Source organism: Xanthomonas sp. NCPPB 3005 (assembly GCF_041228095.2).
GTDB classification, from domain to species: Bacteria; Pseudomonadota; Gammaproteobacteria; order Xanthomonadales; family Xanthomonadaceae; genus Xanthomonas_A; species Xanthomonas_A bonasiae.
Genome location: NZ_CP166096.2, coordinates 4,843,907 through 4,861,824, shown reverse-complemented (window position 1 = coordinate 4,861,824; position 17,918 = coordinate 4,843,907). Strand labels below are relative to the sequence as shown.

General features: G+C 62.4%; 6 protein-coding genes. 4 read left to right on the top strand and 2 right to left on the bottom strand.

What is annotated here, in order from left to right:
* Nucleotides 1–16: 16 nt before the first annotated feature.
* The gene (locus tag AB8810_RS21055) at nt 17–1,423 is read right to left on the bottom strand and encodes a M1 family aminopeptidase (protein ID WP_369914783.1); all 1,407 of its coding nucleotides are present in this window, start codon (nt 1,421–1,423) and stop codon (nt 17–19) included.
* Nucleotides 1,420–2,424, bottom strand: coding sequence for an alpha/beta hydrolase (locus AB8810_RS21050; RefSeq protein WP_369916696.1), 1,005 nt, complete (start codon nt 2,422–2,424; stop codon nt 1,420–1,422). The genes AB8810_RS21055 and AB8810_RS21050 overlap by 4 nt, the downstream gene beginning before the upstream one ends.
* 166 nt (nt 2,425–2,590) lie before the next feature.
* Between AB8810_RS21050 and AB8810_RS21045 the strand changes: the two genes are divergently transcribed.
* The 4 genes from AB8810_RS21045 (at nt 2,591) to AB8810_RS21030 (ending at nt 17,897) form a co-directional block, all read left to right on the top strand.
* Nucleotides 2,591–3,562 carry a polysaccharide deacetylase family protein gene (locus tag AB8810_RS21045; RefSeq protein ID WP_369914782.1) on the top strand — a complete coding sequence of 324 codons (972 nt, stop codon included), beginning with the start codon at nt 2,591–2,593 and terminating at the stop codon, nt 3,560–3,562.
* 205 nt (nt 3,563–3,767) lie between these two features.
* Nucleotides 3,768–4,334: a hypothetical protein gene (locus AB8810_RS21040; RefSeq protein ID WP_369914781.1), complete on the top strand. Its 567-nt coding sequence runs from the start codon at nt 3,768–3,770 to the stop codon at nt 4,332–4,334.
* Between the two features lie 5 nt (nt 4,335–4,339).
* Complete coding sequence (locus AB8810_RS21035; RefSeq protein WP_369914780.1) at nt 4,340–4,741, top strand: hypothetical protein; 402 nt, start codon at nt 4,340–4,342, stop codon at nt 4,739–4,741.
* A gap of 271 nt (nt 4,742–5,012) precedes the next feature.
* Nucleotides 5,013–17,897, top strand: coding sequence for a DUF6531 domain-containing protein (locus AB8810_RS21030; protein ID WP_369914779.1), 12,885 nt, complete (start codon nt 5,013–5,015; stop codon nt 17,895–17,897).
* Nucleotides 17,898–17,918: the final 21 nt, after the last annotated feature.

Genomic DNA, 17,918 nt, shown 5'->3' with positions numbered 1-17,918 from the left:
ATCTGCCACGCCTCGCTCATCGGGCCGGCGCAGCAGTCGTCGCGGGCGGCATCGTGGCCGGCGCCGGCGTCCCGGTGCCGTAGACCCATTCGGCGAAGACGGCCGACAGATCCTGGCCGCTGGCGCGCTCCATCGCGTTCTGGAAATCACGGCTGGTGACGGTCTTTCCGGCATGGCCGCGGGTGAATCCACGGATGCCGTTCCAGAAGGCCTGCTCGCCCATGCGCTCGCGCAGGTGTGCGAGGAACAGCGCACCCTTGCTGTACTGGACCGCGCGGCGCATGCCGAGGGAGGGGTAGCCGCCCGACCAGGCGAGCGGCTTGTCGAATCCCGCGGCGCGGGCGTGCTCGAGCCGACGCTGCGCCAGTTCCAGCTCCTGCCGGTAGGCGTCAGCCCCGACCGCCTGTTCCTTCCAGGCCGCGGTCATGAAGGTGGTGATGCCCTCGTTCAACCAGAAGTCCTGCCACGACGCGCAGGTCACCAGATTTCCCCACCACTGGTGGGCCATCTCGTGGGCCACGATCCACGCCGCGGACGGTGCCTGCCTGTCCTCTTCCAGCGCCTCCTGGCCGATCAGGGAAAACGTCGCGGCTTCCTGTGCTTCCTGTCCCGGCACCCGCAGTTGGGTGTAGCGCCGGTCGGGCAGCGCGATGCCGGCCTTGTCGGCCAGGAAGCGCGCGATGCCCGGTGCCTGTGCGAACGCTGCCGCCAGGTCGGTCCCTTGCCCGGTGGCGTCCATGTACACCAGCTCGCCCACGTCGGTGTTGACCGTGGCCTTGGCGAAGGTTCCCGCGGCGAAGCCGAACAGGTAGGCCGAGTAGGGCCGGGTGGAGCGCCAGCGATGCAGGACCAGGCCGTCGCGGCGCGCGCGCAGCGGCAACGCCTTGCCGACGCCCAGCGAGGCCGCGCCTGCCGGCAGCAGCAGGTCGAGCGCGAACTCGGCCTTGTCGCCGGGCGCGTCCTGCAGGCAGACCATCCAGTCGCAGGCGAAATAGCTGCTGTAGACGCCGTCGCCGGCGCGCACCAGGCCGCGCGCCGGCACGCCCTCCAGCGCGAAGCGGAGCGTGGCGGTCGCGCCCTTCTCCAGCGGCACGGGCAGGTCGAAGACGAGGCCGTCGGCGCGCTTGACCACGGTCACCGCGCGCCCGTCCAGCGACGCTGCGTGCAGCTGCAACGCGTTGGGCGAGAACACCAGCTGCGACACCCGCTGCGTGCCACGCAGCGTGATGCTTTGGGTTCCGGTCACGGCGGTGGTCGCCAGATCGGGATGCAGGGTCACCGCGTAGCGTTCGACCTCGAATCCCGTACCGGGCGCCGGCGCCACCGGCTGTGCCGCCGCGCCCGCCGCAGCCGATGCGGCGACCAGGGCCGCCAACGCGGCGCACGCGTGCCGGCCCGCACGCCGGCGTGGCGGTCGTGTCATCGGGGCGCCTTGCTGCCCAGCAGATAGGTCAGCCCATGGGTGAGCCCGCGCGGCGCCACGCTCAGGTGGTCTTCGTCGTTGAGCACGTCCAACTGCAGCTGCAACGACGGATAGTGCCGTGCTCGCAGCGTCCGCGTCATCTCCTGCGCATCCGACACCATGTCGTAGTTCTGTCCATAACGCCGCTGCTCGTATTCGCCGACGTACATGTAGACCTGCGCCGGCAAGTCCTTGTGGCTGGCGGCGAAGGCCGTTTCCTGCGCCTGCATGGCGTGCTCGCCGTACCAGTAGGAGGGGCTGCCCAGGATGTAGCCGGAGAACATCTCCGGCGCGGTCAGCAGGATCTGCGTGCCGAGCAGGCCGCCGTAGGAGTGGCCGAGGAACAGGCGCCGGTGTTCGTCGGTGCGATAGCGTTGCGCCACGAACGGCAGCACCTGGTCGCGCAGGTAGGCCATGTAGGCGCCCGCCTTGCCGTGTGTCGCGTCCGGCGCTGCGTCTGCGCCGCCTTCCGGCGTCGGGGTGTAGTCGCGCCGGCGACTGGGCATGGGCGCGTCGCCGATCGCGTAGGAAAGGCCGACCAGCACGAACTCGTCGATGGCCGGCCCTTCGCCGTTCAAGCGGCGCGCGATCTGCCGGACCAGAGGAAAAGAGTAGTCGGCATCTGTGACGTAGAGCACCGGATAGCGGCGGGCAGGCTCGTCGGCATAGGCGCGCGGCAACGCGACGAACACCTGGTAGTCGCGGCCGGAGACCGGGTCGGGGACGTTCCAGACCTGGCTGTCCACGATTTCGTAAGGCTTTCCTTCGCCACGTTGCCCGCCGGCGACCGAGGCCATGGTGCGCGCGGCCGGTGCCTGTTCCGGCGTGTGTTGTGCCGACGTCGACGCCGGTTCCTGCGACCTGTCGGTGCAAGCGACCAGCAGCACTGCACTCAATCCCACCCACAACCACTTGCTCAATCTCGATCTCCTGGCCGCATTGGCGTCACCTGCCCCATGCATGGACAGCGCTGGATCATGCCATGCCGGAACCCGGTCCTGCCGGCGGGGATCTGGACGATGCATCGCCGACGCTGCGCCAGCGATGCGGTGTCGGCCTGCATCGCGGCGCAGGGATGCGGGCTGCCGTACCCGCTAGACTTGGCCGCTCCATGCTCTGGTGCGACCGATGAACCGCTACCGCTGCTTCGTGTTGCTGGCCCTGCTGGCCGTCTTCGGTGTCGCGCAGGCGCAGGATGCCGAGCGCCGCATCGCCGTGACCATCGACGATCTGCCATGGCAGCGCATGGGCAAGACGCCGGCCGCGCAGGTGCCGGCATTCCACGCACAGCTGATGGCGTCGTTGAAGCAGGCGAACGTGCCCATCGTCGGTTTCGTCAACGAGGACAAGCTCGAACAGGACGGTCAGTTGCAGCCGCAGCGGGTGGCGATGCTGCGCGACTGGCTGGATGCGGGCTACGAACTGGGCAATCACACCTATGGCCATGTGAATCTGCATGACGTGGGGGTGCCTGCCTACGAGGACGCGATCGTGCGCGGCGAACGCACGCTGCGGCCACTGCTGGCCAAGTACGGACAGCCGCTGCGCTGGTTCCGCCATCCCTACCTGGCGACCGGCCGCAGCGATGCCGATCGCGAGGCGGTGGTCGCCTTCGTCGCCGCGCGCGGCTACCGCATCGCGCCGGTCACCGTGGACAACGGCGATTGGGTGTGGGCCTTCGCCTATGCGCGGGTGCTGGAGACCGAGCCGGATGGCGCGGCGCGCGAGGCCACGCTGCTGCGGCTGCGCAAGGGCTATGTGCCGTACATGCTCAACAAGCTGGATTATTTCGAGGCGCAATCGCAGCGCTTGTTCGGCCGCCGCATCGCGCAGGTGTGGTTGATGCATGCCAACGAATTGAACGCCGTCGCGTTCCCGGAACTGATCGCCGCCACGCGCCGTCGCGGCTATGCGTTCGTCACCCTGGACGAGGCGCTGCGCGATCCGGCCTACCGGCACGCGGAGGGCTATACCGGCGGTGGCGGCATCAGCTGGCTGCACCGCTGGGCCATGGCCGAGCACAAGCCCAAGGACTTCTATGCCGGCGAGCCGGCGGTGCCGGGGTGGGTGTTCGCGCTGGCGGGGATCGGCTCTGAGTAGCGTGCGGATTGGCCGCGTGCGAGGTTGATCGGGTGCTTTTCGTATTGATACGGTCGATGGACCGACTGATATTTTCATGAGTGGAGCACGGGGAGCTGGAGCCAGGGGCTAAACTTCGTAACCGATGCGGGGATATTGAGTCAGAGGGCAGGCAGCGTCTGTGCTGCGCCTGCTTCAGTAGCTTCGTCCGTTAAGGGAGAATGTGGTGAACCTGCAGATCGATAGGAATGTTGCCCTGGCGTTGGCGCTCAGCGCCATGCAGGGGACGCGCGATGACGAAGCCATGACTTTGCTCAGGGCGCTGGCCGATGCCGAGCCTGACTTCGCGGAGGCCCACTATTTGCTCGCCGCCCAGTATGCGCAGCTCGGCGACATGGCTGCGGCGGAGGCCGGCTTTCGTCACGTGCTTGGCTTGGCGCTGCCAATGCCGATGGCGCGGTTTCAGCTCGGTCAATTGCTCATGCTCGCGGGGCGGCAGACGGAGGCCATCGATGTGCTGGCGCCGCTCGTGCATGCCGGAGAGGGAGCCTTGACTGCATATGCCGCGGCGATCACCCGCTGGGCGGTGTCGGACATCGCGGGCGCCATCGTGCTTTTGCGCCAGGGTCTGGCCGAGCCGCAGCAGCTCGATGCGCTCAGGCAGGATATGCTGCAATTGCACAGCCAGCTGACCGCCCTGGCGGCTGGCGTCGCCGAGGGTGCCGATGCCGATGATGCAACCGTCGCAAATGGCGCGCTGCTTTATCTGTCCAACTACCAGCGTCACAACTGAAATCCATGGCGATCGATCGGCTTTCTCCCACTTCAGCCCTTATCGCGGCCATTCGGGGTGAGGCCGTAAAACGCGGAGCGTTGGGCAAGTTGGGTGTTGCCAGCGATGCACGCACGGCGGCGGCAGAGCAGCAAGCCCGAGGAGAACGCCCATCGGTGGCCCAACTACGTGGTCAGCTGTCGGATCTGGTCGCCTTGGTCGCGGCCGATGACCCCATGGCGGTCAAGCGGGTACGGCCGGCGTTGATACGCACGGTCCTGCTGTGGCAGTTCGGCCCGCAGCTGCGCGAGCAGCCACAGTGGCAACAGCTGATGGAGCGTATCGAGCAGGAGCTCGATCGGCACGACCCTGCGATGCACTCGCTCAGTGCCCTGGTCCGGGATCTGCAGAAGGCGCCGGGAACCTAGATCACCCCTGAGGGGCAAACGCTCTGGCGTCCAGGGCATCGCTCTCGGGGCACCGTGGTCGTGGGCGGCACATTTGAGCCCCTGGCGAACAGCCGCTCGCGACGAGATCGCTATCTATCTGAAGCGATTGACTTTAGTTCGAAAAGCCATAAGCCTGAACATGGCTCCATGACACCGTGGGCCGGCCACTAAACTTATTTGCGCTACCTGGGATTGATAGAGGAGTAGGGGCAAGAAGCGCCCCGTTCCGATCAACCAAGGAGCGATTCACATGGTGGCTGTCTTCACGGGAAATGGGCTCGGTCTGTTCGATAGCTCGCTGTCCAAGCTGGGCGCCGCGAACGGCGGGGCGGCGGGCCTGGGCCGTGGACAGGACCGGCAGTTCATCAATGTGGCCAACGGCAACCTGGTGCTGCAGGGGCGCGACGAGTTCCTGAATTTCCGGGGATTGCCGATTTCGATGGTGCGGACCTACAACAGCTTCGGCCAGTTGTCGGACACGGGCAGCGATGGCTGGGTGACCGGCTTCGAACGACGTGTGGAGCTGGTCGGCACGCTGGGCGCCAGCGACAGCAAGGTCAGGCTGCAGATGGGCGATGGCCAGTCCGTAGAGTTCCTTTACGACGCCGACAGCCAGAGCTACCAGACCACGGCGGGCAGCGGCGCGAAGGACAACATCGTCTGGGACGCTGGCGCCAAGACCTGGACCTACACCGAGGGCAGTACCCGGCAGCAGGAGGTATATGCAGACCACGCCGACGGCGCCCTGCGCGGGCGCTTGCTGAAGATCGTCTCCACCACCACCGACGCGGCAACGCCCGCGGCGTTCGACGTCGTGTACGACAGCGCCGGCCGCGTCATCAAGGTGCGGGCCGCCAATGGTTCGCAGGCCGGCGATGCCATGTTGTTCGCCTACGATGCGCAAGGCCGGTTGACAGGCCTGTCGACCCGAGAGAACGGCGTGGAACTGACGCAGGCCGCGTACGAGTACGACGCGCTGGGCAGGCTGACCGCCGTCGTGACCGACCTGACCCCCGGTAATGCAGCCGACAACGCCTGGGACGCGGTAAACCTGGCGAGCAACGATGGCCTGCGCTTCCGCACCGAATACAGCTATGCGGGCGATACCCTGCGCATCGCCAGCGTGCGCCAGAGCGACGGCTTCCTCGTCAGCTACGACTACTATGCCGACGGCAAGGTGAAGACTGTCGTCTATGGCGCAGGCGAGCAGGCGCAGAAGAGCATCTTCTCCTACGACGCCTCGACGCTGACCACCCAGGTCACCGACGGCAACGGCCAGCCTTGGAGCTACCAATACGACAGTGCGGGGCGCCTGGTGCAGCAGGCAGGCCCCTCCATCGACGGTCTGCGCGACCTGACGACCTACACCTACGACGTCGCCGGCAACCTGGTGCAAAGCAAGCAGACCCGTGGTGATGAGATGTTGGCGCGGGTGGACAACCGCTACGATGAGCGCGGCAACCGCCTGTGGCAGTGGGACGGCGAAGGACGCGCCACGCATCGGATCTACAGCGCCACCAACCAGGTGCTGAGCGAAACCACCTACACAGATGTCGATCCCGGCAGGACCGGCCTGCAGGATGCCGTCGGCACCAAGACGACCTACGTCTACGACGAGCGCGACCGCGTGCGGTTCATCGTCAACTCCTATGGAGCCGTGACCGAGATCCGATACGCGACCTCGGGCAATGGCATCGGGCAGAAGAGCGCGACCATCACCTACAACGGTGGTACCGGGTTCGCACACTACACTGGTTCCCTTGCTGCGCCGGCCGAGGCGGAGCTTGCGCAATGGGCACAGGACAACAAGGCGGCCGGCAACGTGACCGCCTATGCCTACGATGCTCGTGGGCAGTTGGTGCAAGAGCTGCAGTACGAAGCAGTCGGTTCGTCGGGGGAAGGCGAGTTGAACGCCTTTGCGAAGATCACACGCTATACGTATGACGCTCAAGGGCTATTGCGGCAACAGGTAATCGTGCACGGCGCTAGCCGATCCGCTGATCCAATGGCGGCCACCGATCCGCTAAGTGAGATCACCGACTACGTCTATGACGGGATGGGGCGGCTGCTAAGCACGCTGCGTCACGGTTCCGCTGCGACCACCGAATTGGCTGCGAGTGATCCCACTGCCTATGACGTAATGACGCGGCAAACGACATACTTTTACGCTGATTCTGGTCGCCAGACACAGATTACCTCCGATGCTGGCATGGTCCGGACGGAGACGCGCAATGATCAGGGGCGAGTAGTATCGATAAGCGAATCGGGGATGAGTAATGGCGTCATGGAGACGCATGTCAGCCAGAACGTCTACGACGAGCTTGGGCGGCTGCGTGCCACCAAAGATTTTAGGGGCATGTGGTCATACTACTTTTACGATTCCAAGGGCAGGCTGTCAGCAACAATCGATGCGGCATTGAATGTCTTCGTTAATGAATATGATGGTGCTGATCGGCGTATACGTTTCATTGCATATAATAATGGGGTAAATACATCATCTTGGATGGGTGACCTCGGCTCAATTCCGAAGAGTCTTGGCGATCTTAAAATTAATGCCGATCCTGAAAACGACCGTGCGACTCGTTACAACTACGATGATGCTGGTCTTCTAATAAGTCAGATCGATGGTTCCGGTGCTGTTTTGAGCTATCAGTACGACGGGAAACGACAACTAGTTAAGGCAGTTCAAGGGACGGACTCTGAAGCGCGTGTTACACGCTACTTCTATGATGCATTGGGAAATAATGAGGGGTCGCTAGATGCAGAAGGATATCTGACCCGCCGCATCAACAACTATTTTGGAAAAACTATTCACGAGATCAAGTATGTCACAAAAGTGGATCTCGCGCTGCGTGACAAGGAGTCGATGACGGAGTTAATTCCGCAGGGTCGATCCAGCGATCAGAAGACGACGTACTTTTACACCGGCTTGGGCACGGTCGCTGGTGTCATCGATAGCGAAGGCTATATGACCCGCTACACCGAGAGTGATGACGGCAATACTAAGATGAAGCAGGTTGCCAAGCTTCCGATTGCCGAGTTCTATCGGGAGACGAGTTTAACCACAGCTTGGGGGGCGGCGCTAGCGACAGCTGCTGATCCGGCCGAAACAATTGCCGTGCGTAAGGAACTCTATAATGAGCTAGGAGAGCTAGTCGCAGTAGAAACAAATCAAGCTGAAAACTGGATCGGTTCGGGCGTCACACTGGAGTATTTTTACGACGATGCAGGGCGGCTACAGTCGACCGCAGTCCGTGATGCCGATGGAACATCGAAGCTGTCGTTTCGGCGATACGATGCTTTCGGGAATCTGGTTGCCGAGCTCGGTGCTCAAGGAGCGTCGGTGTTGGGTCCGGATATGCCTGAGGACGAGATTCAGCAGGTATTCCTGGAGCTTGGTACTACCAATACCTATGACGCTGAAGGGCGTCTAATCTTAAGTAGAGGCCCTGGAGGTGAAAAAACATACTACATATATCTAAGCAATGGGAAGCTGCGTTACGTAGTAAATGGGGTGCGCGACGCAGCAGGGGTCGCCAATGCTGAAGCTGAATTGACGGAATTTGCATATAATCACTTCGGAGAGCTGGAGTTTCGTGCAAGCTATATAAAGCGTGTTCCATGGCAGCCGGCAGGAACCCTTGAGGGCGGACTTGCAGCAATAAAGCTTGTTAGGCCAAATTCTGCGAAGTACGGCCGCACTGTCACAATGACATCCACTCATGACAGATTGGGGCGGCTGCTTACTGAAACCAATGCTGTTGGTGCGGTCACGCGCTACAAGTACAATCAATTCGGCGAACTGGTAGATGCAGAAAAAGCTTCCGGTACAGCGCTGGCGACCTCGACGCACTACACGTACGACAAGCGTGGGCTGAGGACCAGCCAGGTCGAGGATACCGGCGCCGGCAAGCTGAACCTGACCAAGGCCTTTCAATACGACGCATTCGGCCGCGTAGTCGCCGAGGTCGACCCGCGCGGAAATACCGTGTCCCATACCTATGATCGCCTGGGACGGGAGGTGGCGACCACGCGCGTCATCGATGGGGTTGGCGCAACGAGTACCATCGCTTACGACGGGCTGTCACGGATCACCCGGCAGACCGATCCGATGGGGAACGTCACGACCTACGTTTACGACGACAAGATCCGGTCGGTCAAGGCGTTGACGGCGGAAGGACGCGTGACCGAAACCATTCGTGATTCCCAGGGGCGCATCGTCAGCGTCAAGGGCGTGGACAACCATCGCTATACCTATGATGCAGATGGGCGGGTGATCTCCGACGAAGATCCCAAGCTAGGAGGGGTCTGGTACACCTATGACAACCGTGGCCTGCTGATTCAGCAACAAGGTCGCGGCAAGACCATCCTCTACAGTTACGACGACCGAGGCAGGTTGGCGCAGACCACGGTGGATCCCAACTACGGATCCAGTAGTTCCGACTACCTGGCGCTGACCACGTCCTACAGCTACGACGCGCTGGGCAGGAATATCCGGACCGTCGATGCGTCGGGTCGAGTGACGGCGATGCAGTATGACGCGGCCGGCAACTTGCTGGAGACGATCCAGGATCCGGATGAACTGGCGCTACGGACCACCTACACCTGGGATGCGTTGGGACGTCAGTTGTCGGTGACCCAGGGCGCCGGCACGGCGGACGCGCGGACCACGGCGTACGCCTACGATGCAACCGGGCGCCGGGTCAGCGAAACCGTCGCACCGGGAAGCCTCAACCTAGTGACCACCTACAGTTACGACAGCAATGGCAACGTCGTCGCCAAGACCGACCCGGCCGGCAAGATTCAGCGCTTCGTCTACGATGAGGCCAATCATGTGGTGTTCGCCGTGGATGGCGCCGGTGGCGTCGTCCGCAATTACTATGACGCCGATGGGCGTTTGGTTGCGTCGCGGAAGTATGCGCAGGCGATCGATCTAGCGGACGCCTCGCTCGCCGTCAGCTTTGCCTATGTCGATGGCAGGGTGCAGCGCAACGATGCCAAGGACATCCAGGCATTCAGTGTCTTCGGCAAAGATGGGTATTTGAACTACTCCATCGACGGCGTAGGGGCGGTGCGCGCCTTCAAGTACGACGCTGCTGGCCGCCTGTCCAAGACCAGGGACCTGGCAGCCGCCATCTCCTTGTCAGACGACCTCAGGGCAAAACTTCAGTCCGGGTTGGCCGATGCATCGGTGCTGGGGCTGGTCGAGAGCGACGCCAAGGACAAGATCAGTTGGAACGTCTATGACAGCAGCGGCCGACTAGCGTACACCATCGATGGCGCTGGGGCATTCTCCAGATACTCATATGACTATTATGGGAGGATTAATCAGTTCCGTCAGTTCAACGCTCGGTTCGTGCCCGATAGTTCTATGTATTTCCCGTTGCAGAGTGGAGAGCAATACGCAAGCAATAGAGAGTACTTGGACTCTGGAAATTTTTCCGTGGCGACCATGGAGCGCTTCATTGAGTGGCAGGTATTGCAGCAGGCGGCATTCAATGAAAAATCTTATTTTTATGATGGTGCTGGTCGGGTAAAGTATGAGATCAGCAAGATTGGGGTTGCGGGAGGTAGTGCTGGCGCCGTTGTTGAGTATATATATGACGGCGCGAACAATCTGGTTGAGAGCATTGAGTATGCGAAAACTCTCGCGCCATCTTGGGGTCGGTCATTCTCGGAATATAGCAAGTCTGAAATACAGAGTGGTGTTATCACTAGAGATTTGAATGGATCTCCAGATTCATCGCCGGATCGGTATTCGTTCGCGCTGTACGATGGCGCTGGAAGGAAGGTTTATAGCGTCGGCGGATCCGGTGAGGTCGAGCAGCGCGTTTACGATGCGGTTGGTAATGTCGTGGAAGTCCGCAAATTTGCGAGCAGGATCGAGGGGAGGCCGGGATCTGCCGCGGATATGTCGTTTAGATTGGAGGGCGCAGCCTTCGTCTCGAGTAAGGCCGACTACGATGCTGCTGGCCGAGTCATCGCCAAGTACGATGGCCTGAATCAGGCCGAGCGGTTCACCTATGACGGCACGGGGTTGCTGGCAAGCCGCCAGGATCGCAATGGCAAGGTCTGGACCTATCAGTACGATGCGGCTGGCAGGCGCATCGCCGAGATCGCGCCGCCGACTGTGGTCGCGTCGGTCTCTAAAAATAGTGGCTTTAGCATTTCGTACGTCGAGCGCGCGATCGTCAACCGTACGTTCTACGATGCGCAAGGCAACGTTACCGCGCGCTGGGAGGATGCCGATGGCGGCGCGCCGCGCATCACCCAGTACGAGTACGACAATCGCGGAAACCAGGTCAGGATCATCTTTCCGGATGCCGGCATTGCGCAGGGCGATGGCACGATCGCGCCATCGGGGACACACCCGACCGTCGAGGTGACGTATGACGCGTTGGGACGCGCTGTCATGCAGAAGGATGTACGTGGCAACTTCACCTACAAGGCCTACGACGCGCGCGGACTGCTCGCCTATGAGGTCGATCAGAATGGCGGCGTCACGGGCTACGAATACGACGCATTGGGCAATCAAGTGGTGCTCACGCGCTTCGCAACTCCCATCAGCCTGACGGCCGGGCAGGTCGCAAGCAGTCTTGACATCGCGAGCCAGATACAGCACTCGGAAGATCTGGATCGCAGTGTCTACACTCGATACAACACGGCTGGGCAGAAGGCGAATGTGTTTACCCTGCCTCCTGGCTATCAACTGCCAAGCGATGAACTGGGCTCGCACACGGATCGTTTCAGTCTGGAGGCTGCTCTAAGCAGGGCGGTTGGCACAACTACCTATAGTTACGACGTATTTGGGAACGTCGTAAAGCAGTCCGTCCGTTTGAGCGAAGGGGAAGGGGACTACGATCCAGAGTTGGGTTATGGTATCTGGGCAACGACGTACTTTTATTACGATAAAGAGAATCGAAAGATCGCCTCCGTTGACGCGGAGCGCTATCTGACCACCTACGCCTATTCTGCGAACGGCGAGTTGATCGAGCAGGTCGAGTACACGCAGCCGGTCCAGGGCGAAATATCGATAGCACAACCGCCCCCGCCGGCTACTCCGGTGGAGGGGATGGTGGTCTGGAACCGCCGCACTACCTGGAGCTACGACGCCGCTGGCCGTAAGATCAGCGAGTCGGTCGATCGCTACCTGCCTCAGGGTTCGCCAGCGGACATTGGCGTGACGCAGGCTCCGTCGTCGGTCAGTACCTTCGCCTACGACGCCGAGGGGCACCTGCTACAGTCCACAGTGAACGGCGCGACGGTGAGCATGACCTACGACGCCTCGGGCAGGGTGACGTCGACCAAGGAAGGCATCCGTAACGTCTTGGCGACGGCACGCGACTCAGTGCTGGCGACGGGCAATTTCACCGATCTCGATGATATCACGCTGTATCAGTCCACTTCGCCGTATACAGCGATGTTTTACGACGCATTCGGAAATATGGTGCAATCGCGCGCTTATGCGCTGGGGTGGCGTACTGGCGAGATGTGGGCAAAGATATCCAGCGATGATGTCGTCCGCAGCTTTGGCTATGATCGCCAGGGACGCAACGTCTGGGAGCGCGACGCTTACGGAACGATGAAGACGCGCACGTTCGATTCCGCTGATCGCATTCTTTCGGAAAGCTACAGTTCTGGAAACGACGGCCGCTGGGCCGACACCGTCACTTCCTACACCTACGATGCGATGGGCCGTCAGCTGACCATGCAGACGGCGCGCCAGAGCTTCATGGGAGAGATGGTAATTGGATTGCAGATCGACGCCAGTGAGCAGGTCCAGTACAACACCTTCGGCGAGATAGTACACAAACGCTCGGAGATCGGTGCGTCGAACCAGGCGGCGGACTACTCCGAGCACTACACCTACGACACCTACGGCCACCTGTTGAGCTCCAATGCAGGCGATGGCGTGGTGCGTACATACGGTTACGATGCGGCCGGCAGGCAGATCAGCGAGCAACACGCGGTCATGCCCGCCTCCGGCGGTGTGGCCATTGTCGTGACCACGCTCAATACGTTCGACAACCTAGGGCGCGTGATTCGGCAGCAGCGTCCTGGGATCACTCCCGGTACCACGACGAGTACCAGTCAGAGTTACGACCGCTGGGGCAATGTCTGGTCCAGTACCGATGCCCGTGGCGCAACGACCTACTACGACTACAACGAGCTCAACCAGGTCGTCTTCGAAGCCCGCCCTGGGGTCAAGGTGGTGAGTGCCAGCGGTGAAGAGGTTATGCAGTGGCCACAGACCTCCTGGTACTACGACGCTTCGGGTCGCCTAATCGCTACTCGCGACGCAAATGGGAATGTCCGCCGCTACGAGTACGAGAACGGCCTGCTCAAACGGCAAATCGACGGGACCGGTAGCGTCATCAAGTTTGCCTACGATGCGCTGGGGCGGCAGATTCTCGCGCAGGATCCGATGGGTCATATCATCCGGCGCGACTACAACAGTGCCGGGCAGATCGTTGCGTTCAGCGACACTACCGCCGGAAGCAATGGTCATACCTGGGCGGAGTTGGAACGGTACACCCTGGACCGGAACGGCAACCGGCTCACGGTGACCGATGCCCAGGGTAAGACGGTCGCCAACCGCTACGATAGCAAGGGGCGCCTGCTCTGGACGCGGTCGGCTGAGGGTGTGGCCATGGCGTATGCCTACGACGTCCACGGCAACAAGATCCGGGAGACCAACGCGCTAGCCGATCCTGGCCTCGCTGGCTTCAGTGGTGACGTGCCGTGGATCACCGATCGTGATGGCGATCAGCTGCGACCCAATGAGCAGACCTGGCGATATGACTACTTCAACCGCCTGGTCGACCACAACGACCTTAGTGGCTACGACTACGACTACGTCTACGATGCGGCGAGCGGGCAGCTGTTGTCGCAATCGGTCGACAATGGGCAGCGGCAGACCCCGCAAACCACGACAACGCAAACGTCCGGCGGTTCCGTCGGGCAGGACGACGCGCCGCCCACGCCTGTCGGTACCAAGGGAACGCGCAGCTACAAGTACGCGGCCAACGGGCTTCTGCTGGAGGTGTCCGAGCTTACGTCGTCGGGCACGACCAACCGAACCCGTTACGACTACGATGCCAATGGCAACCGGACACTGGAAGAAACCCAGGCCACTGACGCCAGCGGTCGCACGCTACACCTGCGTACCATCACCACCTACGATGCGCACAACCGCATCGAGCGCATCGTGCAGGACGATCTGGCCGATGGTCGCCGGATCCTCGATACCCGCTACGCCTACGACGCGGTCGGCAACCGACGTCGCATCCAGGTCGGCAGTTCCTACAATCCGGCGGGCGAGCAGCCGCTCAATGCCGGCTTCGAGGAGGGCGATCGCGACTGGATCCTCGGCGAAAGCTGGAGCATCCGTCAGCTCACCGATGGCGGCCAGGCCCACACCGGCACCTGGGGCGCGCGCTTCGACGGTACCACCAGTGGGCCGCAGAGCATCGTCAACAAGAAGCGCGTTGCGGTCGTGGCCGGGCAGACTGTCACGGCCAGTGTACAGGTGCAGCAAGGCGGCTCCGACGCGGGCGATGCCGCCGCGCGTGTGCTGATCATCTGGTACGACGCCGACGGCAACATGCTGCCGGGCGGCGAGGGTAAGTCTTGGTCGGCGGGCAATACCGTCAATAGCGGCTCGAACGGCGAGTGGAAAAAATCCTCGGTGACGGTCAAGGTGCCGGCAGGTGCGGTGTCGATGGGCATCGGCGCCAGCGCGAAGAAGAACCCGGGCGCGGCGCTGAATGTGGACGACTTCACTTGGGGGTTCGTCTCCGACGGTGCAGACGGCGAACTTGCGATCACCAAAACCTACTGGTACGGCTACGATGCCGAGAACCGGATGACGGTGAGCAACGGCGCGCTGGTGAACGGGCAGATCGTTGTCTCCAGCGACGACGTGAGCTTCGCCCAGAACTACGATGCCGCCGGCAACGTGGCCACGCGCAGTTTCTACGACAACGGCACGCTCAAGCGCCAGCAGATGGTCTACGACGCGCGCGGCCACCTGACCCAGGTGCTGCAGCAGATGCCGGACAATATCTGGCGGGTGCTGGAGACCAGCAGCTACGACGCCAATGGCCGGGTGCTGGAGCGACGCATGTACGACGATGCGGGTGCGCCCAAGCACATCGACGTCAGCCAGTACGACGGCGATGGCCGCCTGATCGCGCAGCGGGCCTACGGACGCCCGCTCGGCGGAGCGGACGGTGACGCGGCGCCGGCCGACGGCTACGAAGGCCTGACCCTGCTGAGCACGGTGACCTACCAGCAACAGGGCGATGCCAGCATCGGCTACGACGTCGCAGGCCGCCTGCGCGGCTACCGCTACACATTGCTGCACAACGAAGTGGGCAGCGGCGTGTCCACCGACGAGGGCTATACCCACACCTATCGCAACACCTACATCGGGCGCGAGGGCTACCTGCAGCAGGTGGTCAGCGGCAGCAGTACCAACAGCAAGTTCAAGACCAGCAACAGCACCAGCAGCTACGACGACTGGGGCCGTCTGGTGGCGGTACGCGAGCAGACGCCGAGCAGCAAGATCGACGACCGGGTGCGCTACTTCGGGTTGGACCAGGAAGGCAACATCCTGCGGCGCATCGAGGGCACGATCAAGAACGGGGCCTTCACCCAGGACGACGCGGCGGTGCTGCGCACGCAGGTCTATGCCTACGTCAACGGCCAGAACGTGGCATCGGGCCGTTACGACGGCAAGGTGGACGTGCTGGGCCGGACCCCGGCCTACGACGTGAGCGAGGCCGGCACGACCAAGGCCACGGTGCAGGCCGGGGACACGCTGCGCAGCCTGGCGCAGCGGCTCTACGGCAATGCCAACCTGTGGTACGTGCTGGCCGATGCCAACGCGCTGGACGACGACAGCGGGCTGGTGGTCGGCTCGACGCTGACGGTGCCGGACGTGAAGACCGCGGCCAACGACGCCAACACGTTCAGGCCGTTCAACGCCAGCGAGGCGGTGGGTTCGACCAGCCCGGCCTTGCCGTACATCAATCCACCGAGCGACAGCGGCTGCGGGTCGCTGGCGACGATCATCATGGTCGTGGTAGCGGTGGTGGTGACGGTGTACACAGCCGGTGCGGCGGGCGCGGCGATGGGGTCGGCGGCAACCGCGGCGACCGGCACGGCCACGGTTGCTGCAGGAACAACGGCTGCGGTCACGGCAGGGTCTGCAGGAACGTTCGCCGCAGGTGCGGGCGTGTTGGCCGGGACCTACGGCACCACCGCGGCGGTCGTCGGCGGCGCGGCGGGCGCCTTTGCCGGAAGCGTAGCCAGCCAGGGTGTCGGCAGCGCGATGGGCGCGACCAGCTTCAGCTGGCGCAGCGTGGCGGCCAGCACGGTGGCGGGCGCGGCGACGGCGGGGTTTGGCGCTGCGAGCAGCGGCGCCTCGGCACTGGCCAATCCTGTGGTGCGTGCGATGGCGACGGGCGCGGTCGGCAACCTCAGCACTTATGCGGCCAACCAGTTGGTCGGCAACGAGGTCGGGTTCAGCTGGCGCAGCGTGGCAGCCAGCGCGATCAGCGCGGGGATCACGGCGAAGGTGGCGCCTGCGCTGGGTCGCGGGTTCAACGTCAATCCGGACTCGATGCAGGGCGACATGCTGGCCGGCATCACCGGCGGTGTGGTGAGCGCGCATGTGCGCCAGGGCCTGATCGGCGGTGACGTGGACTACGCGGCGATCACTGCCGATGCGTTTGGCAATGCGTTGGCCAACGCCGTGGGACGCTCTGCAGGTACTGCCGCCGTGGTCGCTGATGACAGAGACTTCCGGAGCCGCTATCCGTATGCGCTGGCGTCCCTGGAAGGCGGCGGGACCGCGATGACCGACATGGATCCGATTCAGGTGACCATGCATCGCAATTCGACGGGCGATTGGGACAGCATGGTATGGAGCGCGGAGAGTCGGCGCTGGATCACCTCCTCGGAAGTGGTGCTGAATGCGAACCGTTCGGCAGGCCAGCCGGCGGTCCAGCAATGGAGTCGTCCGCCGGCGGCGGCCAGCTGGATTAATGGCTACGGCGCCGGCGTTACTGCGTCTGGCTGGCAGATGCAGGGGGTGGAATCGGCGGCCATGGCGCCGAGAAACTATGCCTTCCCAGGCAGCGGCATCGAGTCGGGGTTGAATGGGTTGGTCGATGCCTACAATGCGCGAAGCTTGCAAAGCCGTGCCACTTTGTCAGAGATGGGTTTGCCGTTCACCGACAGGACGCTTGGCCAAACCGCGATTGGTCAACGTCTTCTGGATGCGTCCACCTTCCAGCTGCCGCATGTGAGCGGCGAGGGTGCGGTCAGGGGAGTCGCTGGCGCCATCGCACAAAACGCGCTTGCCTGGGCCGACAACGGGTTCCCGATGCCGGATTCGCCGCTTGATTTGACGATGGGACAGTGGAAGGGGGGGGCGAACTTCCTCAGCGACAGCGTGGAAGGCCTAGTCAATGCGTCCTCGGGTGGAAAGCTGACGCAGGTGTTGAGTGGCTACCAGATGGACTTGCCCAGGTTCGACATAGCATCTGACCAGCAGATGGGAGCAGCGATGTTTGATGGCGGTGCACTTCTGGCGACTGCGATTGCTCCTGAACTTCGGATAGGGCAAGCTGTGAGACTGGAGGAGACGGCGGGGTGGGCAGGCAGCGAATTGGTTCCTCGTCTCAATCTCGCCGACGATTTCTTCGCTACCCCAACCCGAAGCGGCGGAAAGATTTATCAGCTGCATGATCCTTCGCCTGAGGGAATGGGTCATGGTTTGTACGCCGCAATCGATTCTGAAGGGCAAATGAGGTTTGCGATTCGTGCGCTTGGCGACCGCGCTCAACTTGGCTCTGGTAGTGACATGTTTGACAGTTTGATGTACAGGCTGAGAAGCGACAATGTGACCGTCTCTTCGATCAAGGGCGAATGGCACATCGGAACTGAAAGCGTAAACGCGGCTCAGTACGTATCGGGCATAGCAAGAGGTTTGACTCCGGAAAGTGCTGCTCTCTCTACTTGGACTGGGCGGATGGCTAGTCGGTATGGATATACAGATGTTTTTGTTCCTCAAGTGAAACTTAATGTCATTGAGCCAGTTTTTTCAAAACCAGTGGTGATTCCGTGAGTGAAGTTAGGTCGTTGATTA